Origin of the sequence: Vibrio owensii CAIM 1854 = LMG 25443 (genome assembly GCF_000817815.1) — a bacterium.
Lineage (GTDB): Bacteria > Pseudomonadota > Gammaproteobacteria > Enterobacterales > Vibrionaceae > Vibrio > Vibrio owensii.
Genome location: NZ_JPRD01000015.1, coordinates 212,442 through 229,442, shown reverse-complemented (window position 1 = coordinate 229,442; position 17,001 = coordinate 212,442). Strand labels below are relative to the sequence as shown.

Below are 17,001 nucleotides of genomic sequence, written 5' to 3'. Positions count from 1 at the left end.
AGATCAGGAAGTAGTAGTACCTCGCCAACTTTTCAACTCTGAGTATTTCATGTCTCTGTTCTAAAGCGATTGGTACTTATTGAATTTCATCTTCAAGTCATAAGTTTGAATCATCCATGACCAGATCCAACGCCCTCGTTTTTTACCTGCTATAACAAATTCATTCAACAACAGTCATGTGATTTTGTAGCTTAACTTAATATGCCCACATAGCTTCTTTTGGTTATTGGGTTGTGTCCTGTCCTAGCTGTATGATCAATTGTTTAGGTGAGTAGAGCTGTATTATTAACTCAAGACGAAACGATAGATTTATCCATTTACCAACATCTTGAGGATAGAACCATGGCAGCAATAAAACTACACGATTGTCGTAATCAAGCACGCTATATCAAGCGTCTTTCTCAACTGTTTGCAATAGCGTCGAAGCGTGTAATTCTACCGTCTGATGATTACGCCATTTCTGTACCAGACCGATTCGATTTGAAGGATGTTACCCGAAAAGATGGCTGGCATGGCAATTCCATTTCCCTTCATCTTAGCCGTCATGTGCCACTTTCTGATCCAGAACAATACCATGCTGAATTACGCCTGTTCGAGAACGGGGAAAGCTCTAACTCAGAAAAACGAGCTCAAGGTATGCTTTTCCTACGTTACGGTGTTCGTTACAACTTTGAATCAAGAGATTTGATGGCTTCGATTCAAGAACGTTTCTCTTATGAACGTTCGCTATCGGCAGTACTACGTAATCTGGTGAACCTGATGAATGAGCAGATCACAGCGCACCAAAAAGAACTTGCGGCCAAAGAAACACCAGTACAGCTTTACAACATAGTTGAGGAAGTTGAAGGTGAAGACGATATTGTTTTAGAGAAGGGGCTTACACTAAGCGAAGCCGAATCAAAACTATGCTGGCACTTAAACCATGATGCTGATGCTTTTATCCAAGATGAAAACTAATGGAGCAGGTACTATGAAAAAATTCCAGAACATACCAGAAAGCGAAATGGTTGAGTTGGTACCTATGCTGGTGGTCGCCTCTGTCGTTTTCACAGTAACGCCAATGTGCGATACTTTCGAAATTGAGGTCAAAGACGATGACGCGCACGTGGTTCAAGGCTTACTCCGTTCAGTATCACGATCTGATGCGAAGAACAACTTAGCCAATGGGTTTAATTATCAAGAGAAGAGCAACATTCTAGCTGGTCTTCGCCTATTGCAAGATAAGGTCGAAGATGGTTCTCTTGCGGATGGCAGAAAGCTGCCACATTTTGATGATGCAGAACCCTTATCGTCAGATCAAATTGATGAACTTTGCGAAAAACTTAATCAGTAAGGAATATTCATGAGCAAGAATACTAATCACACCGTCGAGGTTCGCCCAAATCACTTTGAACCAATGTCAGACGAACTGGTTAAGCGTTGTGATGGCGATACAGAAATGGCAGGGTTCTTTCACTGCTTGGGGGTTGCCTTGCGCCCTACAGATAATCAGGTGGACTCTAAACACTTAAAAGCTAATTTACCTGAGCATAAGGGGCGGTAACATGAATTACGGTTACTGCGTCTACTGTAACGAAACAGTATATTCCTCTGATGAGCGTGTGAACTTATCTTTGGGTGTTGCTCACTTTGAATGTCATGAACGTGAGCAGGAAGCGATTCACGAACAGATGCTTAAAGCTGGTGAAGATGAAATGCAACGTCGAGAGAAAGATAACCAGATCTTTGTTCGATTGGAGAAGACTCTTAAGCCAAAATTCTGGCAACCGATCAAGTGGACTCGAGAAGCTAATTTTTGTCAGGATCTTGAGATCGTTGGAATCGATAAAGTGAAAGGTACCAAGACTTCTGCTTATGAGTTTTTTGGTCAAGGAGCTGCTATACGTCACCTGTTTGAAGACGTATCGAGCGAGGGCGATACCTACGGCGGTCTTGTTTGGATACCTATCGGCAAAGGTCGATATTTACAAATGCATATTTGGGGGTAAAGAGATGATTAAGCACGATACAATTCCATTAGAAACTGGACTATTCTGGTATTTTGAAAATGGTAAAGAATCTCCTGAACCAGTGTACCTTGATGCGATCAAACATCCTAAAGCCATGAAAGGCTTCAACGGTCGTCGTCAGGACTGGTTGCGTAGTGGTGAATACCTTCTTGGTCCGCAAACGCCACCAAGTGCCGCATAAGAAGTCGTAATATATTGTATGACTGGCGGCATAAGTCGCCACTCATTCGCATGGGTTCTGTAGCTCAGCTGGATAGAGCACTACGCCGTTACTGAGACGATTGCAATCGTCAACGTTATAATTTCGCGATAAAGGCTATTATGGGGGGTCGCCGGTTCAAATCCGGTCAGAGCCCAGCCGAATGAGTAATACACTCTCTGTAAACAAGGAATGGCAGTAATGGTAGTACTGTCAATATTTATCATGTGTTTGAATCTGGAGATCCGGTGTGAGTGAAACAACTAAAACACTAGGTTATTTTGTCTGCGTTGATGGCGTGATTTGGACGGTGTATCAAACTGGTACAGAAGTCCATAGTAATTATAGTGGCGACATCAAAGTCGATGAAAAGAGCGTGCAAATTCTTGGCTCATTCGATGAGACCCATGAAGGCGAGAAATCTTCGGCTGGCCGTTTGATTGAAGAGGAGTATTGCCTGTGGAGCTCTATTGTTGACCTCGCAATTGCTATTGAAAAGCCAGCTGCAATTGATGATGGCAACATGACTTTAGATCAGGCCGTATCTGAACAGTTGGAAACGATCCAAGCGTTTAAGGCTAACTATATTGCCGAGAGCAAAGATAATCCGGATATGTACCCTTTATCTTTGCCTAAAGATAATGCTGGAAGCTGGTTTGAGCAGATGATGGATTTCGAACCGTAACTTCTATTCAATAAACAGATTACTCTCTACAGATCAAATAACCACCGAGAAACAAGTTGGTGGTTATTGTCCCTTTCTTACGATCAATTGGAATTATCTTCTCCGCTTTATCATTGCCTTACGTTATTCATTACGAACACAGAGGCAAATATGAAACTTCAAGATCTTACCCTTCAGCATAAAGACGGCATGTCATTTATCCAACTACCTAATGGCGATGTAATTGAACTGACTATTTGCAATACCGGCAAAGCGCTCTACGTTGATCACCGTGAGTCGCTTGGTGCCGATAGCTTAGGTGCTTTGTCAGTAGAACTTTAATTTTGCATTACCTTTCTGGAGGAACTTAGTATGAACAAGCCATTACAAACACTTAGCCAAGCAATTAACGGTCGCGTATCGGAAAAGTTAGTTTCTGACGTCAACGTAAATGAAGATAAATACATTGACGTTAGCTTTAAATTAGCAGAAGGAAAGTATGCTGGTTGCCATGTATCTGCAATAGTTAGCCTTGGTGATTTTGACCCGTATTATGTTGAAATAGAAGTTTCTGACGCCAACTTGAAACCTATTCTAAACAAAGCTCAGGGTTGTGATTGCGTTTGTAATCTTCAAGACCAGTTAGTTGAGTTTCTCGAAAGTGACCTTGAGTTTGATACTGATTCTAAAGCTTACTATGACTTTGAAACTGACATTTCGTTCTCTCCTAAGAGTTATGAGGAGCTTGAAAATGTTTCTGATGAAGAGTTTGAAGCGACAGCATTCTATGACGGAGTGGGAATCATGGTGAAGGAGTGCGATCTAATTCTTATTGAACGTTCTCTTTTGGATGCACCTAAACACAATGCTGGATGTTGGCCTGCTAACGTGAAGACTTATCGATACGATAAGGGCTTCGACCAAGAAAAGTACATTGCGGCTTTTTGGGGTCGTGCAGTAGACAATTACATTTTGCTATCTGAACTGTAAGGAAAAATCATGAGTATTGTTGCGTTTCCAGAACGATTTAAAAACTACACAGAAGCTTTACAGGCAAATGCTGTGATCAAGACTAACGGCTCTATCGACGGTATCGAAAACTTGTTCGATGATATGTCTACAACAGGTTATTACGATTCGGACGACATTTGCGACATGTTCTTAAAGGTGCTTCCTGAACCGTTTGTCGTTGGTGCATTAGCTACCGTTTCCATGGGGACTTATTTTGTATCTAATAAGTTGATCAGCTTATTGATTGACCTTGTTGGAGATGACAGAAGAGAATTCGGCAGCTTCACTTCAATCGTTCAAGCATTAGCCCATGATAGCTTCCATATCGGCCCTACCAACTGTGGAAATCTCATTCGAACGGATTTTGGCGAGACACTAGATCAGCACTTCTTCAAGATTTAGCCCAAAGTATAGTTCTTAACTGACAAAAACCTACCTTGCCTTCCGGAAGGGTAGGTTTTTCTTTGCATGGTTATATCCTCATTTATCACAAATCCAAATGAATCCGGCTCTCGCCGTTCGATCAATTACATTATCGCGTCGAGATTTATCATAGCTTCAGTATGCAAACCATTTCTAACCATATATAGGAAGAAGTCTCTATGTCAGTTACAGCGTGTTGGACTCTAAACCAGAAATCCGGTCTTTATGAAGTCGCTATGGGCTTTATGGACTTACCACATGACAACTTTGAATCTTTTAAGAAAGTCTTTACCGAAAAGGTTTCAGAGAAAATGGGGAAAGCTGTCAGAATTTCATTTTGCCTGAATAACACAACCATGAGCAGCTACCAAACTACACACCAAGACGCAGCGCAATTAAGCCTCATCTTTGATCAGGTAAAACTCGAGATGAAACACCCGATCAAATCGGTCAATGCCTCGCGAGTGCTTCAACTGATGGATTCTTGTTTGGATGGTGAAGATCGTTACCAAGAGTTTGTGAAGCAGGTCGCTGTAGAAGCGAACATGTCGGTGGAAGCATTGGAATTCGAGTTAGAGCCATTTATCTAATTTAGTGACTATTTTCGATGCTCTGCTTGCTGGTGGAGCATCTTTATCCCACTTCCCACTTGTCGTCATTTCGTTCCGATCAATTGCTTATGATAGGTAATTAATACCATGACTCCTGTAAGCACAACCGTTTACTAGAATTTAAGGAGACATCATATGCAAAGAACTTTTCAGCTTATCCTTTTCCCAACTCGCTTTAGTACCTACGCTGACGCAATAAAATACGGAAAGGTTATTGAGACCGATTCTCTAGATGCATTCTCTAACCTGTTCGAATCGATGCACACAACGGGCTTCTATGAGGTTCAAGAGGTTGCTCACCTAATTCTGACGCAGGTGCAAGATGAGCACACATTAGGCACCTTATATCGCCATACAGACGGTTTTGTGTACTTTGTTTCTTACGACTTCATTAACAGTCTAATCCAAGAGAATGAGCATCCGGTTAAGCATGGTTACGACTATTTACCAACTATGGTTGACGAGTTCCTTAAGGGTAATTTTGGCTCAGAAACGCGCAAAGAGTACGGCAACAAGCTGGAACATGAGTTTCACAAGCTTGAAGTTGAAGAAACTGAAGAAGACCAAGAAGATTAATGTCTTTTGGGGCTAGCTTGACTGGCCCATTTCATTACCACTTATTTTCGACTTGAGATCATGTTAATGGATATTGAATTTCTAACGCAGCACCTTTTTGAAAACGCACATTTTACTAACCACACACTAATGGCTGTAGACACAAAGCAAGTGTCTGGTGAGCCTGTTCATACCATCTACGTTCCTATCGACGTGAAAGATGACGAAAGCGGAGAGTCATTCTCTTCAGCGGTAACTATCACCCGAAATAACCCAACCAAATCATGGGAAGTAAAATGTAGCCAGATCCAGAACACCAAGGAACTGGCCGAAGCTTGGGAGTACGGAATTGAGAAACCAGAAATCACAAAAAACTGCCTGCCGTTAGGTATGCAGATCAAGTGTTCAGGAGATGTGTTTGTAGTGAGCTCTCATAGCAATGGTGTTAATGGTGAACTTCGAGCCGGACTGGTAAACTCTCAGGATAAGGTTATGAGTGTATCAGTTGAGTCAATGCTACATGAGCTAGGAACTGGTCGCAGTGTAGCCTTAGGCCACTTAGATCAGAATGACTTAACAGACAAAGACTTCTTCGCATGGAGAAAATCCTTTTTTGACTCCTTGAAATAGCAATCCACTGTATAACCACCAGATCAATTGTTTCGTTCTGGTGGTTTCTATAATGGTTTCACTTACAGAAATCGTATTAAACATTAGCGAAGAGGATTGTTAATGGACAGTTTGCCAATACTCGATAGATCACCTTGCTCTAAATGTGGCTACCCTCACATACACAGTGACCAGGAAGCAATGAAGCATCTGGCCGATAAGCTACCTGCTTACGTTGTGGTTGATATAAACCAGTGTGAAGAAAAGGTTCTGCTTAACAATGATCAAGGCAAGATAGTGGTATTTAGTTACAATCTTCGAATCTCAAGTAGCCTGTCTGACAACCGCTTCGATTACTACATCCACGGTGATACAACCGCTCACGATCGCCTGATTACTCAGCTATTCAAAAGCCAAGCAATTACTAATTTGTGCCATAAGGAGCCAGAAATGAACATCGGTGAAGAAATTACAGAAGAACAGTTCGATGCACTTTGTGAAAATCACTCGGTGCTGGCTGGTGGAACAGACTCGGGTAATTGCTCAACGGTAACGGTCATTGGCAATGCTAACGGTACACCGGTAGCCATTCGTTATTCATCTATTGAAACGGATCATGATTTCAAATGTTATCTGTTCAACTTTCTCCCTATACACTCGGTAACATTGGAGCATGAATCATGATTACAGAAGATCAAATCAGAGCTCGCATTAAAGAGCTCGAAGCTGACGAGCGACATAGCTATGCGCCAGCAAATGTTTTTTCTAACGCTCCTTTGGCAATCATCCAAACGAGTATTAAATCCGAGCTTAATGGGTTGTACTTTGCTTTAGGTGAAGTTCCGCCGAATCAACAAAACCGCCGAGAGGTAGTAAATGGAAACTGAACAACAATTTAAAAATCAAATTGACCAGATCATCTACGACTTATTCTCTAAACGTTGGGTTGGTGAGTCAGTCACATGTAGCTTAGATGCTATGAAGAAGCAGCTTCATAAAAACCTTACTGATCAGGTTAATGGCTATTGGTCAGGTCACACTGCCTATCACATCATGGTTGAAGGTGGCTTTTTGATTGATGCTAAGCACGTTAACGGTAAACCTAAGAAGTTAACAAAGTTGGGGGAGTCGTTTATGGCTCAATACAAAGAGAAATAGACTCTCCTGTAGGGCGTCATGATCAATGGGAATTCTATGCTTAATCGGATAATCACCTTGTGTTTTTAATAAGTATTACAGATTCGTTCACATGACCAACATGAGGTGAATATGAAAGGTATCAACTGGGCGGCAATTGGTAATCAGGCATTCAACGTTTTCGACCCTCATTATGGGTTTTGGTGTGAAGGCGGTTTTACTCGAAATCAGCATAAAGCTACCAATTACACGCAGGCAAATCTCACAGATGAGGAACGCCTGTCGATTGAAAACGATGGCTGCACTCTGATGTCTGCATAGCAGCATGAGCAATTAGAGCTGGCTGTTTTTTAGAAAACGAGCAAGTTCACTCAATTTACAGGAAATGTTAGTATGACAGGCTTTGAAAATCAGCTTAAAACAGAGCTCGAACGGGGTTTCTTCCTTCTTCTTGAAATTAAAACTCGATGCATAAAGACTATGCATGAGCTCAATAATGTATTTGTCGGTTTGCTTCGTGATAATCCTGCTGCCAGCGAGCTTGATTGGGTTGAACCATTGCGTTTAGCTATTCTTGACCTTGCGGGCACTGGTACAGAGTTTTTCTCTGTACATGATTATGTTGAAATCATTGAACGCAGATATAAGGGCACTGCTCTACTTTTGGGGGATAGACAGGTCATAGGCTTATCCGCATTCACGGCGGATGAACTGAAATCACCTCACCTGCAGTGGGTCAAAGAACTAGATCGGAAAGTACACGGATATCGTGAAATATTCCCTGACTTAAATGACTCTGGTGCTGTAACGATGGCAAAATACAGCACGTTAAAAGAACTCAGCGATCAGGAGTTATATGAACTCTATAAAGAGTTCTCAAGCCATGAATGTCCGTATAACACCAGCATGAACTTTAGCAGTTGGGTTGAATGGTATGAAGGTTCAAAGGCTTATTTTGATGGTGAAGGCAATGTGATTCCAGAGCTTTCAAAGCAGATGCTTAAAACGCTCACTGCTTGGAAAGATCAGAGTTTGGAGGAGAACAAATACTGGTTGTGCCGGAACTACGAAATTCACCCCTCTCATGAAAAAATTATCACGCCATGGATTATTGAGTCCCGCAAATCTATGGGTTCCGATAACGCCGCGTAAAGTCACAAGATCAATTGGTACGGGTCGGTTAGGTCGATAATCGCCCTGTACTTTCAATTAATCACAAGGTGACAAGCAATGGAAAACGTAGATAGGCTAGCAATGTTCATTTTAGAAGTGTTTCAGATTATTGGAATACTCTCAATTTCATATTGCCTATTTTCTGCCTGCGTAGCAGTAAAGATCAAGGCTCAAAAGGTTATCGCAGCCATTAAGAAGGTTATCTTCGTTAAGCGTGGTGTAGTGGTTCAAAACAGCTACAGTTCAATGCACTAAGGGGCCAACAATGACCACCAACGTTGAGTATCATCAAAACCCGAAGATTAACGCGATCATGGTTAATGCCAAAGACGCTGATCTGGCATTCGGTGATTTACGTGAGTATGCAGAAAAGTACGAGGGTACTGGAGCTTTCGCATATTTTTTAGGCCCTTCACTATTAAGTAAGCGATTTGATGAACCTCAAGTAATGGATGCCATTCACTCCCTGGCACAATTTGATCAGGATGATGAGGACAAGCGCCTTGCTACACGAGCAAAACGTTTCATTGAGAAATTCAATAAATGGCGTAGTGAAGATAAGTTCATTGCCGACTTGTTAGAGTACGGCTTAGCCGCATACCGAGCTGGTGGCGTTCTACATGTGGCGCACAAGTGCCAGAAAACAGATGCGAAGCCTTATCAGGTATCACGTTTTGTAGTAGGTCAGGGAGTTTGTGGTGACACTACTTACTGGAAGCCTGAACAAATTTTCGAGCATGGTGTATGTGGCGCAGGAATTCCAAATAGTGCAGTGTATATTCCTTATGATCAGATATTCGACTTAGAAGACGAGTTTAAGGTTGATAGTTACAGCACTTCAGACAGAGAAAAAATCAATGTTTTTTAAATATCCAAGATCGCTACTACTATGTTTACTACCAATTGTTGTATTGGTTAGTGGTTGTAAAACAGAGTTAGAAAAAGGCCTTGATGAGTATAAGGTCGCTACGAGTAACTATTTGGAAGAACAGTCAAGTGAAAGTCGTCTGGCGGTCATTGAGTCTGGTACCAATTTGAACACTGTTTATTCTAATGAAGCCAATCGCCTTCTGTCATTAATGTTCCGAGGTTCCGAGCTTAAATCAATTCGCTCAACTACAGCGGTGGTGAATGTAAAACTGATTGAGTCTGTACCATCATCAAAAGATTGGGATCTGTTAAAATTCCTAACGTCCAATAACCCATACATCAGTCATTCTGATTTTTCATTTCATCGTTTCAGTGACGAGGTATTTGCAAAGGTAGGCCAACAACTAGTTCTTGACGAAGAATGGGATGCCCTTTTAATTCTCGGCGCACCCTATCGTACTTTTTCTCATGACTCTCTGACATATTTAGTAAAAAACTATCACGGGAAGGCCCCATACTTGCTCGCATTAAAAGGTATTGGATTGCATGAACTTGGTAATTATCATGCTGCTTTCAACGTGTTCCAGTCGGCAGCTCTTTTAGATCGTAAGTATGCAATGTGGCCTGTAGCCATGGCGAGGCATTTTGGATGCGAGGATCTTGAATCAATATGGATTGAGTTTGTTTCAGACCCATCAAGCATTAACCAATACACAAGATTTTTCTCTGGCGGTACTTATCCCTCTTTTGGAGCTACTTTGACAAAAGATCAGATTTTTCAGTATCGTTCTGATATCAAGGGCGGCAAGTTAGCCCCCATTTTTAAAGGTTGTTTACCAAGAGGGAATGGGTAGTGGAACTGAATGAAGCATTCAACTTATTAATTAAAGATAAGTACAGAAGTATGACTTTTGTCGTCGGAATCATGTTCTTTGGTGCCGTTGGTTGCTATATGTTCAATGCGCCATTTGGTTATTTCATTGTGTTAGCACTCTTTGCAATAGCTTCTGTTCTTGACTGGTGGATACTACGTTACCGCGTTGCGAAAGGTTTATATTGTGATAATGAGTATGAGTGTCGGGAGTTCATAGCCAAAGCAATTGAATTGCGTAGGCGTCAACATAAGCACAAATAATCTCATGATCAATCGTGTAGTCGTGGTAGCGCTTATCATTGGCTTATTGAATGTTTTGAGGACAAACAATGAAACTTTTTGAAGCCATACACAATGCCGCAATCATCGATACAACTGATTTTCACGATGATCAAATGACAACGGCGATTGCTGATATTCAGGACATCTTGGGCCAGGAAGATGGTGGCGTTGCAGGTGTTCACTTCTGCGGTCTAGAAGAAGAGTGGTCAGCAATGCCTTATGAGCAACGAATAGACGCTCTCAAAAAATATGTGAATGCAGAGCTCTCATATTTTGAGGGGCATTTTGAATTCCAAGAACAGCCCAAAGGGAAATAACCGGATGAGCGATAATAATAAATTACTACCTAATGCAAACTGGCAGACTCAGCAGCGTGGAAGCAATAATGATGAATATCAGATTTACCTAAGCTGTGCTGATAATGGGAATGGTGGTGACATTACTAATGGCGGCAAGCCATTGAAGACTTACGATGAATGGTTGGCTAGCTGAACCTCCAAACGCTTATCCCCAGTTTTCACCAATAATGAATCTCAAATATAGGTAGAGTGCATGATAGTATCGCGACCGTTACATGACAATGAACCTGATTTGCTAGCAGGCTTCGAGAGTCAACCATTAGTAATAAAAAATTTGGATGATATAGAGATTCATCGAATTGGCGCGCCTCTTAGTGGATGGTCACACGATGCCTTAGAACGCTATGATTACTATAGTATTAGCTCGGAATGGGATGCATATCTTGGTAGTCAGTGGATTGGTTCATCGGAACTATAAGGGGAATATCGATGGCAAAAACTCACCTCAAAGTATCAGGTGTTGATGCTAGAAGTAGCGGACAAACTCAGTTTGAGTTCACACACCAAACAGCCTGTGGTTATGTGAGAGACAACGTTACAAGAAACATGGATCACGTTGATTGCTTCTATTGCTTACGTTCAAAAGAAATGCAGAACTACCTCCAGATCAAAAAATCATTCAAAGATAGTTAATTTCAGCCTCTGCCGCATTTGTTCGAACAAGTTGCCGTTTAAAGTCTGTGGCACTTCTTAACCCATTGTTCATCTGTAGGTTCAAGGCTCAATCCGTCCTTGCCTTGTACTAATCCCATGATCAACTGCTTTGCTTTGGTGAGATTTATCATTGATTCATCAAATGACTTATCAATCGCAAGGCAGGAATCATGGAACTTCAACGCTTACTCCAACTTATCGACGCTCAAGACTTTCGTTCTGACTGCAATTATCCAAACGTTAACGCTACCGCATTCGTAGAAGAGCAAATAAATGAATATTGCCGAGCTCCTGTTCACACAAAACAAGCCATGGTGGAAGCGTTTAGCTATGAAAATGTTGAACTGTTTGTTAAAGACCTAGCATTTGCTTTGAAAGGCTGTTACATCAAGTCAATTAAGGTTTCATATGGTTTGAGTGAACGTCATGTAAAACTCGCACACAGTCTGTTAGCGTTTGAAAATAACGACAAAGAACTCGCCTTTGCCAGCTATAAGCGAGTAATGCAAAACAACTGCTCTATGCGCGATTTTGAAAAGCTTCTTAATGATGGTGATGCTGTACCGGACTATGAAATACCACAACAGCTATCAGAACGTGCTTTGCGTTGGATTGATGAGCTTGAATACCTAGAGTGCGTAAATCAGTTCGGGACAGCTCAGGACAATTACTGCGAGAGCAAGATATCGAATGTTGTTGCACTGACAGAAGAGCTCACTGAAAAACAACAAGAAATGGATGTTCGCAAACAATGTGGAGATACATTTTCTGCTCTTGTTTATAAACGTGCCGACAAGGTTTTTTTCAAACCAGTCGTTACTGAATTTGGGCAAAACATCATTAAGTAATTACAATAACTTAAAGGCTTCTTGTCATGGTGAAAACTTCACTTATCGACAACAAAGCGCAGATCCTGCTCACCATAGCAGGGTCATTGGCTTTGTTTGTAATAGCATTATTGATCACTGTTTTAGACCTCAACATTTATGCAAGCGTTGGTGCTCTGATTCTTTCTATGTTGTGTGGTTGGGGTTGCTGTTCCATCGGTTACATGTTGGGAAATCGTTGGATCAGTGTTGAAAAGGAATTGCCTCCTAAGAACGGACGGTATCTGGCTAACCTAAATGGCTCTGTTGTGGCTATTGTCCCGTTCTACAATGGCAAGTGGCAGGATAGCGACAAGGCAGATTGCATAACGCATTGGATGTCAGTTCCTTACAAACCACGCCCCGAATTCTAGTGGCTCATTTGGATTGACCGTATTTAGCTGTTGTTCGATATTATTTTTTAAAAGAATGGAATTAAGAATGAAAATTAGTGAGCTCAATTTAGTTGGTCGAGAAGACCGAACGGTTAAAGACGTATCTGATTACGTAACTGATGCTATAGATGTGGACTACCATGACCGTGAAGGTATTGCCGAGGAAGCCGATCGACGCTCAACAAACACCTTAAATGCCTTTGGACGATTATGTGAAGTATTAGCTGACAAAGGCATACTTTCTGCACAAGAAATCAGTTACATCGCGACTGACCGCATCCAGAATGATGTTAGGTTTGAGACTGATCAGAAGGACAGTTCGCAGATTATCGAGTGACAGGCTCATTTAAAATATACGTTTATTTAAGCCTCGTCCATTTGAAACTGGAACACTGAGTAATTCCGAATAATCCTTTACTTCAGGCAATATCAATGAACAATAAATATTCATGGATCATATTCAACCTAGTATTCTCAATAGGTTGTTTTTTAGTTCTGTACACTACAGATTTTACAGAGATTCTTGAGAGGCAATTAGGCATCATTCCCTTTGTGTTTGTGGTTGCTAATTTTGTCTGGATTTACAAAACCGTCATTTACTGGCGCAAGTGTATTCAGGCCGACGACCCTGCTTTCGACGCTATTGTTTGTAGTATCCAGAAACAGCCTTATACCAAATCAAGAAAGGAAGTTGATTCTGATAAGGAGAGAAAAGATGCTGCTTAAGAAGATCAAACAGGGCTATACGGTTTTACTTTGTATCTGGTATAGATTGTTCTCAAGTAGGGTTTAATCGAAGAGGTCTTTTAGTAGCGTATGACTTTGCAACTACCTACTGAGGGCCGAGAGCTCAATCAAGCGGCAGAAAGGCTAACGTTCCACGTTGGCCTTTTTTATGCGAGTAAGAAATTATCTCCGTCCGACCTAAATGGTCACATGATCAATTGTATTAGGTCATGAATTCATACACTAGCTAGGTCCCAGGCATGAATCAGAGATAAGGAACAACAATGAAGGATTTTACAGTGATCGGCTTTTACGAAGAGACTAGCCAGATCTTTTCTCACCATGTATCTGCGCCAAACGCTCAAAAAGCATTCTTCCAAGTAGCAACTGATTTCCCTGAAGCAACTTTGACAGCTGCTTTAGAAGGGCACCTAACTGAAGGAAATGGAATTGAGTTCCCCGGTGAGTCACTTGTCGAAGCTGAAACCATTATTGATCAGCCAGAAGTTTTCAACGTTTAAGTTTCATTTACTCATTACAGAGAGAATCACTATGCATGACATTACCCCAAAATCAGAACACATCATCGTACCTGTAACCCTAGCTATGCATTCCAACGTCACAGACATTGATACTGCAGCTGATGGTCTAAACGAACTGCTACGCGGCTCTGTGGACGCTGGATTTATTGCAGACTACAAGTTTGTGACAACCAACAATGAAACAGTGACGAGCTCGGTTGACCCGCAAGAGGGCGAACTTTTCGAAGTCCCTATTGCAATCAACACGTTCCTGTATCCTGATTCTATTAGTCCTGACGTGGAGACCAAGCTTGTTTGGGTAACTACTGGTGAATCTCTTAACTCTTGTAGCTTTGACTGGTATTTCGACATGAATGAAGCGGCTGACCAGTTTGAGAAGGATAAGCGCGTTGTTCCTCTCGGTAAAACGCAGTGCCACTTCTTTGCGTATGAAGTGGAAGCAAAAAAAACCAACGAAGAAATCACCGAAGAGATCGATGCTTTCTATGCGGATAACTCAGTGAGTCGTGAATTCAATGAACATTCGTTAGTTACTGGATTTCCATTCAGTCCGGAAGGTTGGCTTGCTGTAGTGGCGGAGAACCAGAAGTTTCTCAATAAATCAGAATCAACCCAAAACTAAATGTGAAATTTCTGATTAGTCTGTTAGACCCAACCGATACAGGATTTTGCATGTATCGCAAAAACTGCAGTGAGACGATGGAAGGGGACAGTTATACGGTCGTTTTTCATTGTCCTAATGATAAGGAGCTGGACGTGAATTCAGTATATTGCGATTAAGTGGAAAGCTAACAAGTTTCTTTTCAGATAAAACATGCCTAAGGCTGGTGGATTCCACTGGCCTTTTTTATTGGCGGGCTCAACGCGCAGTACTCTGTGATGAACTTTGAATAGTTGAAGCGTGTGTAACTGTCACATGATCAATTGCTTATGAGTGGCTGATTATAAACTGACCTTACAAAGACTTAATAACATTCACTTAGGTACGAAATCATGAAAAAAGCAGATTTGATTCAAATAGTACAGTCAGTATTCGCGGCCAAACAAGCTGAAAAGGACGAAATCCAAATCATCAAAGATTGCAAACCACTTCGCATAAAAGGTCAGCTATTCTCACTCCACTTTATGGGCGACCATTTAAGCATTTCTCCTTACGGTGGTGGTTATCTTCGTCGATTCACGATCGAAGAGCTTATGTCTGATGATGTTGAAATTGCAGAACACCCATCTATGTTGGGCAAGCAACATGCATTTTTCGAAGTTGGGGACAACATGGTTGCTCAGGGTTGGTTTAATCCGGAGTATCGTTGGAACGGTTGGGCTGTGCCTGTCTTCAGCATCGATGAGTGTAAAAAAATCATTGAGATGCTTCATAACGAAGGCGGAGAAGAAGGATATAAATTCCGTCGAAATGAAGATGATACAGGTTTCTATTTCATTGATTTCTACAGCGATCCAGATGAAGAGTACTTTGTTGAAGATAGCACTCTTACCCTTGAGAGCGGTCAAGAGATCAAAGTTAACGGTCTTATCGATGGTTGGTGTTGGGACAATATTGAGCCAGAGCGCTACGAAGAATTTAACAAAGCAATTGCTGATGGTTCCTACCAGTCAACAGTAAGTAAGCTAGCTTAATCCATCCGTATGAGCCCTATCAAGGGCTCCTTTAACCGATCGTCAGCCAATAATACTTTTACTGTCAATCTTGGAGTAATCTATCATGAGCCGATACAGCCGAAACAAAGACATTAACAACTACATCAAATCGCTAATAAAGAAAACCAAATGGACCTGCGCACCTGGCACAAAGCATTTCGCGCTTATTTCGCCTTTGGGTAAAAAAATCACAATACCTGGGTCACCAAGCGATCACCGCGCATTCTCGAACTTTGTGCGAAACATCGAAAAGATAAAGGTCACTGAAGCTTCGATGCTGCACTAGCCTTAACGTCCACCAGCTGAAAGGAGTTGTTTCAATGTCTAACCGCGATGGTAAAGGGGCCAAGAGACGCAAAGGCCAAAAGGTTTCTCACTCTAAACGTGGTGATAAATGTCCACGCTGCCGCTTTAGCAATTTTTAGTACTCAAAGAGGTCCATATGTTTAGACTAATATCGATGCTTCTTGTCGTTACAGCCTTAACCGCGCTTAATGGTTGTACTGTGCAAGGGGTCCGAGTTGAGGGCCTGCAGTATACCCCGGGAAAAACTGCGATCGTTGATGACGATGTTAGCGCTAGTTATGACGATACTCGACGCTATTTTTCTGCATACATAGACTCGGTTAATGGGCAGTCAATGCCAAGCTTTCAGCTGACAGGCCACGGTTACGCAGCTGTTAGCAGTGTGGAGCTTCCTGCCAACGAAGAACTAAAGTTAGGTTTTACTTGTCACGATCAGGTAGACGGGCAGGATGTTTGGTCCATGTACAACGAACTTAGAGTGACCCTTTCCTCCGGGAAGTGTTATGAGCTCTATGGCTCAAGGGGGACAATGTTTAGGACCAGATTTATCGAGGTTCCTATACATCACAGGTTTGATTCGAAATATGAGCATTTTAATCGCAATCATAAGAAAACACGCGTAAGGCGCATAGTGACCGCTCTACCTGACTTTAGACCGTATTGTCCAACCATACAGCTAAGAGAGGTGCCATGTACATCTGTCTTGAAATCAACCAACTCGGAAATTACAGATCAATGATTAATAGTGTTCTTAAGGCAAAGCCACTCGAGTACATCCAAGTTATCGACACTGATGATGAGGCTGATGTTCGCAGGGTGATTGAATTCTGTGGCGTCCCTAGTCATGGCATGGATCAGGAGCTAATTTATCATTTCGAGGGGAGCCCTTACATGTTTGATGGAACTGAGCTCTGCAATATCAATGGTTCGTTTATCATTAGACTTGATAAGGACAAGTATCGTGTAATGTCCGAGCCTGTGTTCAAACAACTGTTTGAGCTCTCTGTTTAGGTTATGTTACATTGTGTCGCTTGTTGTGGCGTCATTTGTCGCCTATACTTGTTTTGTGAATTCTAAATG

General features: G+C 41.8%; 32 protein-coding genes and 1 tRNA gene. All 33 read left to right on the top strand.

Annotation, left to right across the window (positions count from 1 at the left end; all coding sequences use genetic code 11):
* Nucleotides 1-342 precede the first annotated feature (342 nt).
* The 33 genes from H735_RS09875 (at nucleotide 343) to H735_RS09715 (ending at nucleotide 16,932) form a co-directional block, all read left to right on the top strand.
* The gene (locus H735_RS09875; RefSeq protein ID WP_020194478.1) at nucleotides 343-957 is read left to right on the top strand and encodes a hypothetical protein; all 615 of its coding nucleotides are present in this window, start codon (nucleotides 343-345) and stop codon (nucleotides 955-957) included.
* Nucleotides 958-970: 13 nt separating this feature from the next.
* On the top strand, nucleotides 971-1,333 hold the full coding sequence (locus H735_RS09870; RefSeq protein ID WP_020194477.1) for a hypothetical protein: 363 nt from the start codon (nucleotides 971-973) through the stop codon (nucleotides 1,331-1,333).
* Between the two features lie 9 nt (nucleotides 1,334-1,342).
* A complete protein-coding gene (locus tag H735_RS09865; protein ID WP_020194476.1) occupies nucleotides 1,343-1,543 on the top strand; it encodes a hypothetical protein in 201 nt (66 codons plus the stop codon).
* Between the two features lies 1 nt (nucleotide 1,544).
* The gene (locus H735_RS09860; protein ID WP_020194475.1) at nucleotides 1,545-1,988 is read left to right on the top strand and encodes a hypothetical protein; all 444 of its coding nucleotides are present in this window, start codon (nucleotides 1,545-1,547) and stop codon (nucleotides 1,986-1,988) included.
* A 4-nt stretch (nucleotides 1,989-1,992) separates the two neighbouring features.
* Nucleotides 1,993-2,190 carry a hypothetical protein gene (locus H735_RS09855; RefSeq protein WP_020194474.1) on the top strand — a complete coding sequence of 66 codons (198 nt, stop codon included), beginning with the start codon at nucleotides 1,993-1,995 and terminating at the stop codon, nucleotides 2,188-2,190.
* Nucleotides 2,191-2,242: 52 nt separating this feature from the next.
* A tRNA-OTHER gene (locus H735_RS30820) sits at nucleotides 2,243-2,366 on the top strand.
* Between the two features lie 92 nt (nucleotides 2,367-2,458).
* Nucleotides 2,459-2,893, top strand: a complete 435-nt coding sequence (locus H735_RS09850; protein WP_020194473.1) for a hypothetical protein — start codon at nucleotides 2,459-2,461, stop codon at nucleotides 2,891-2,893.
* Nucleotides 2,894-3,043: 150 nt separating this feature from the next.
* Entirely contained in the window at nucleotides 3,044-3,214 is a 171-nt protein-coding gene (locus H735_RS30815) for a hypothetical protein (RefSeq protein WP_020194472.1), read from the top strand.
* Between the two features lie 30 nt (nucleotides 3,215-3,244).
* A complete protein-coding gene (locus tag H735_RS09845; RefSeq protein ID WP_020194471.1) occupies nucleotides 3,245-3,862 on the top strand; it encodes a hypothetical protein in 618 nt (205 codons plus the stop codon).
* A 9-nt stretch (nucleotides 3,863-3,871) separates the two neighbouring features.
* The gene (locus H735_RS09840) at nucleotides 3,872-4,285 is read left to right on the top strand and encodes a hypothetical protein (protein WP_020194470.1); all 414 of its coding nucleotides are present in this window, start codon (nucleotides 3,872-3,874) and stop codon (nucleotides 4,283-4,285) included.
* Nucleotides 4,286-4,485: 200 nt separating this feature from the next.
* Entirely contained in the window at nucleotides 4,486-4,896 is a 411-nt protein-coding gene (locus tag H735_RS09835) for a hypothetical protein (protein ID WP_020194469.1), read from the top strand.
* A 156-nt stretch (nucleotides 4,897-5,052) separates the two neighbouring features.
* The gene (locus H735_RS09830) at nucleotides 5,053-5,493 is read left to right on the top strand and encodes a hypothetical protein (protein ID WP_020194468.1); all 441 of its coding nucleotides are present in this window, start codon (nucleotides 5,053-5,055) and stop codon (nucleotides 5,491-5,493) included.
* A 66-nt stretch (nucleotides 5,494-5,559) separates the two neighbouring features.
* Complete coding sequence (locus tag H735_RS09825) at nucleotides 5,560-6,102, top strand: hypothetical protein (protein ID WP_020194467.1); 543 nt, start codon at nucleotides 5,560-5,562, stop codon at nucleotides 6,100-6,102.
* Between the two features lie 180 nt (nucleotides 6,103-6,282).
* Complete coding sequence (locus tag H735_RS09820) at nucleotides 6,283-6,765, top strand: hypothetical protein (protein WP_020194466.1); 483 nt, start codon at nucleotides 6,283-6,285, stop codon at nucleotides 6,763-6,765.
* A complete protein-coding gene (locus H735_RS09815) occupies nucleotides 6,762-6,968 on the top strand; it encodes a hypothetical protein (protein ID WP_020194465.1) in 207 nt (68 codons plus the stop codon). The genes H735_RS09820 and H735_RS09815 overlap by 4 nt, the downstream gene beginning before the upstream one ends.
* Nucleotides 6,958-7,239 (top strand): hypothetical protein, encoded by a 282-nt coding sequence (locus H735_RS09810; RefSeq protein ID WP_020194464.1) that lies wholly within the window; start codon nucleotides 6,958-6,960, stop codon nucleotides 7,237-7,239. The genes H735_RS09815 and H735_RS09810 overlap by 11 nt, the downstream gene beginning before the upstream one ends.
* Nucleotides 7,240-7,350: 111 nt before the next feature.
* A complete protein-coding gene (locus H735_RS09805) occupies nucleotides 7,351-7,539 on the top strand; it encodes a hypothetical protein (RefSeq protein ID WP_020194463.1) in 189 nt (62 codons plus the stop codon).
* 72 nt (nucleotides 7,540-7,611) lie between these two features.
* Nucleotides 7,612-8,370 (top strand): hypothetical protein, encoded by a 759-nt coding sequence (locus H735_RS09800; RefSeq protein ID WP_020194462.1) that lies wholly within the window; start codon nucleotides 7,612-7,614, stop codon nucleotides 8,368-8,370.
* 78 nt (nucleotides 8,371-8,448) lie between these two features.
* Nucleotides 8,449-8,646, top strand: a complete 198-nt coding sequence (locus H735_RS09795) for a hypothetical protein (protein ID WP_020194461.1) — start codon at nucleotides 8,449-8,451, stop codon at nucleotides 8,644-8,646.
* A gap of 10 nt (nucleotides 8,647-8,656) precedes the next feature.
* Entirely contained in the window at nucleotides 8,657-9,259 is a 603-nt protein-coding gene (locus tag H735_RS09790; protein ID WP_020194460.1) for a hypothetical protein, read from the top strand.
* The gene (locus H735_RS09785) at nucleotides 9,249-10,115 is read left to right on the top strand and encodes a hypothetical protein (RefSeq protein WP_020194459.1); all 867 of its coding nucleotides are present in this window, start codon (nucleotides 9,249-9,251) and stop codon (nucleotides 10,113-10,115) included. Before H735_RS09790 ends, H735_RS09785 begins: the two co-directional genes overlap by 11 nt.
* Nucleotides 10,115-10,396, top strand: coding sequence for a hypothetical protein (locus tag H735_RS09780; protein ID WP_020194458.1), 282 nt, complete (start codon nucleotides 10,115-10,117; stop codon nucleotides 10,394-10,396). The genes H735_RS09785 and H735_RS09780 overlap by 1 nt, the downstream gene beginning before the upstream one ends.
* A gap of 68 nt (nucleotides 10,397-10,464) precedes the next feature.
* Nucleotides 10,465-10,734, top strand: coding sequence for a hypothetical protein (locus H735_RS09775; protein ID WP_020194457.1), 270 nt, complete (start codon nucleotides 10,465-10,467; stop codon nucleotides 10,732-10,734).
* Nucleotides 10,735-10,738: 4 nt separating this feature from the next.
* On the top strand, nucleotides 10,739-10,909 hold the full coding sequence (locus H735_RS30810) for a hypothetical protein (protein ID WP_020194456.1): 171 nt from the start codon (nucleotides 10,739-10,741) through the stop codon (nucleotides 10,907-10,909).
* A gap of 296 nt (nucleotides 10,910-11,205) precedes the next feature.
* The gene (locus tag H735_RS09765) at nucleotides 11,206-11,409 is read left to right on the top strand and encodes a hypothetical protein (RefSeq protein ID WP_020194454.1); all 204 of its coding nucleotides are present in this window, start codon (nucleotides 11,206-11,208) and stop codon (nucleotides 11,407-11,409) included.
* Between the two features lie 191 nt (nucleotides 11,410-11,600).
* Nucleotides 11,601-12,278 carry a hypothetical protein gene (locus tag H735_RS09760; RefSeq protein ID WP_020194452.1) on the top strand — a complete coding sequence of 226 codons (678 nt, stop codon included), beginning with the start codon at nucleotides 11,601-11,603 and terminating at the stop codon, nucleotides 12,276-12,278.
* 26 nt (nucleotides 12,279-12,304) lie between these two features.
* Nucleotides 12,305-12,670 carry a DUF551 domain-containing protein gene (locus H735_RS09755; protein ID WP_020194451.1) on the top strand — a complete coding sequence of 122 codons (366 nt, stop codon included), beginning with the start codon at nucleotides 12,305-12,307 and terminating at the stop codon, nucleotides 12,668-12,670.
* A 67-nt stretch (nucleotides 12,671-12,737) separates the two neighbouring features.
* Entirely contained in the window at nucleotides 12,738-13,028 is a 291-nt protein-coding gene (locus H735_RS09750) for a hypothetical protein (protein ID WP_020194450.1), read from the top strand.
* A gap of 95 nt (nucleotides 13,029-13,123) precedes the next feature.
* A complete protein-coding gene (locus H735_RS09745; protein WP_020194449.1) occupies nucleotides 13,124-13,417 on the top strand; it encodes a hypothetical protein in 294 nt (97 codons plus the stop codon).
* Between the two features lie 284 nt (nucleotides 13,418-13,701).
* Nucleotides 13,702-13,938 carry a hypothetical protein gene (locus tag H735_RS09740; RefSeq protein WP_020194448.1) on the top strand — a complete coding sequence of 79 codons (237 nt, stop codon included), beginning with the start codon at nucleotides 13,702-13,704 and terminating at the stop codon, nucleotides 13,936-13,938.
* 31 nt (nucleotides 13,939-13,969) lie between these two features.
* Entirely contained in the window at nucleotides 13,970-14,581 is a 612-nt protein-coding gene (locus H735_RS09735) for a hypothetical protein (protein WP_020194447.1), read from the top strand.
* Between the two features lie 371 nt (nucleotides 14,582-14,952).
* Nucleotides 14,953-15,594 (top strand): hypothetical protein, encoded by a 642-nt coding sequence (locus H735_RS09730; RefSeq protein WP_020194446.1) that lies wholly within the window; start codon nucleotides 14,953-14,955, stop codon nucleotides 15,592-15,594.
* A gap of 1,062 nt (nucleotides 15,595-16,656) precedes the next feature.
* Nucleotides 16,657-16,932 (top strand): hypothetical protein, encoded by a 276-nt coding sequence (locus H735_RS09715; RefSeq protein ID WP_020194442.1) that lies wholly within the window; start codon nucleotides 16,657-16,659, stop codon nucleotides 16,930-16,932.
* The last annotated feature ends 69 nt before the right edge of the window (nucleotides 16,933-17,001 follow it).

Excerpts from the sequence above, each read along its gene's own strand:
- H735_RS09875 (WP_020194478.1), top strand. The coding sequence starts at position 343 with ATGGCAGCAATAAAACTACACGATTGTCGTAATCAAGCACGCTATATC.
- H735_RS09870 (WP_020194477.1), top strand. The coding sequence starts at position 971 with ATGAAAAAATTCCAGAACATACCAGAAAGCGAAATGGTTGAGTTGGTA.
- H735_RS09865 (WP_020194476.1), top strand. The coding sequence starts at position 1,343 with ATGAGCAAGAATACTAATCACACCGTCGAGGTTCGCCCAAATCACTTT.
- H735_RS09860 (WP_020194475.1), top strand. The coding sequence starts at position 1,545 with ATGAATTACGGTTACTGCGTCTACTGTAACGAAACAGTATATTCCTCT.
- H735_RS09855 (WP_020194474.1), top strand. The coding sequence starts at position 1,993 with ATGATTAAGCACGATACAATTCCATTAGAAACTGGACTATTCTGGTAT.
- H735_RS30815 (WP_020194472.1), top strand. The coding sequence starts at position 3,044 with ATGAAACTTCAAGATCTTACCCTTCAGCATAAAGACGGCATGTCATTT.
- H735_RS09845 (WP_020194471.1), top strand. The coding sequence starts at position 3,245 with ATGAACAAGCCATTACAAACACTTAGCCAAGCAATTAACGGTCGCGTA.
- H735_RS09840 (WP_020194470.1), top strand. The coding sequence starts at position 3,872 with ATGAGTATTGTTGCGTTTCCAGAACGATTTAAAAACTACACAGAAGCT.
- H735_RS09835 (WP_020194469.1), top strand. The coding sequence starts at position 4,486 with ATGTCAGTTACAGCGTGTTGGACTCTAAACCAGAAATCCGGTCTTTAT.
- H735_RS09830 (WP_020194468.1), top strand. The coding sequence starts at position 5,053 with ATGCAAAGAACTTTTCAGCTTATCCTTTTCCCAACTCGCTTTAGTACC.
- H735_RS09825 (WP_020194467.1), top strand. The coding sequence starts at position 5,560 with ATGGATATTGAATTTCTAACGCAGCACCTTTTTGAAAACGCACATTTT.
- H735_RS09820 (WP_020194466.1), top strand. The coding sequence starts at position 6,283 with ATGAAGCATCTGGCCGATAAGCTACCTGCTTACGTTGTGGTTGATATA.
- H735_RS09815 (WP_020194465.1), top strand. The coding sequence starts at position 6,762 with ATGATTACAGAAGATCAAATCAGAGCTCGCATTAAAGAGCTCGAAGCT.
- H735_RS09810 (WP_020194464.1), top strand. The coding sequence starts at position 6,958 with ATGGAAACTGAACAACAATTTAAAAATCAAATTGACCAGATCATCTAC.
- H735_RS09805 (WP_020194463.1), top strand. The coding sequence starts at position 7,351 with ATGAAAGGTATCAACTGGGCGGCAATTGGTAATCAGGCATTCAACGTT.
- H735_RS09800 (WP_020194462.1), top strand. The coding sequence starts at position 7,612 with ATGACAGGCTTTGAAAATCAGCTTAAAACAGAGCTCGAACGGGGTTTC.
- H735_RS09795 (WP_020194461.1), top strand. The coding sequence starts at position 8,449 with ATGGAAAACGTAGATAGGCTAGCAATGTTCATTTTAGAAGTGTTTCAG.
- H735_RS09790 (WP_020194460.1), top strand. The coding sequence starts at position 8,657 with ATGACCACCAACGTTGAGTATCATCAAAACCCGAAGATTAACGCGATC.
- H735_RS09785 (WP_020194459.1), top strand. The coding sequence starts at position 9,249 with ATGTTTTTTAAATATCCAAGATCGCTACTACTATGTTTACTACCAATT.
- H735_RS09775 (WP_020194457.1), top strand. The coding sequence starts at position 10,465 with ATGAAACTTTTTGAAGCCATACACAATGCCGCAATCATCGATACAACT.
- H735_RS30810 (WP_020194456.1), top strand. The coding sequence starts at position 10,739 with ATGAGCGATAATAATAAATTACTACCTAATGCAAACTGGCAGACTCAG.
- H735_RS09765 (WP_020194454.1), top strand. The coding sequence starts at position 11,206 with ATGGCAAAAACTCACCTCAAAGTATCAGGTGTTGATGCTAGAAGTAGC.
- H735_RS09760 (WP_020194452.1), top strand. The coding sequence starts at position 11,601 with ATGGAACTTCAACGCTTACTCCAACTTATCGACGCTCAAGACTTTCGT.
- H735_RS09755 (WP_020194451.1), top strand. The coding sequence starts at position 12,305 with ATGGTGAAAACTTCACTTATCGACAACAAAGCGCAGATCCTGCTCACC.
- H735_RS09750 (WP_020194450.1), top strand. The coding sequence starts at position 12,738 with ATGAAAATTAGTGAGCTCAATTTAGTTGGTCGAGAAGACCGAACGGTT.
- H735_RS09745 (WP_020194449.1), top strand. The coding sequence starts at position 13,124 with ATGAACAATAAATATTCATGGATCATATTCAACCTAGTATTCTCAATA.
- H735_RS09740 (WP_020194448.1), top strand. The coding sequence starts at position 13,702 with ATGAAGGATTTTACAGTGATCGGCTTTTACGAAGAGACTAGCCAGATC.
- H735_RS09735 (WP_020194447.1), top strand. The coding sequence starts at position 13,970 with ATGCATGACATTACCCCAAAATCAGAACACATCATCGTACCTGTAACC.
- H735_RS09730 (WP_020194446.1), top strand. The coding sequence starts at position 14,953 with ATGAAAAAAGCAGATTTGATTCAAATAGTACAGTCAGTATTCGCGGCC.
- H735_RS09715 (WP_020194442.1), top strand. The coding sequence starts at position 16,657 with ATGATTAATAGTGTTCTTAAGGCAAAGCCACTCGAGTACATCCAAGTT.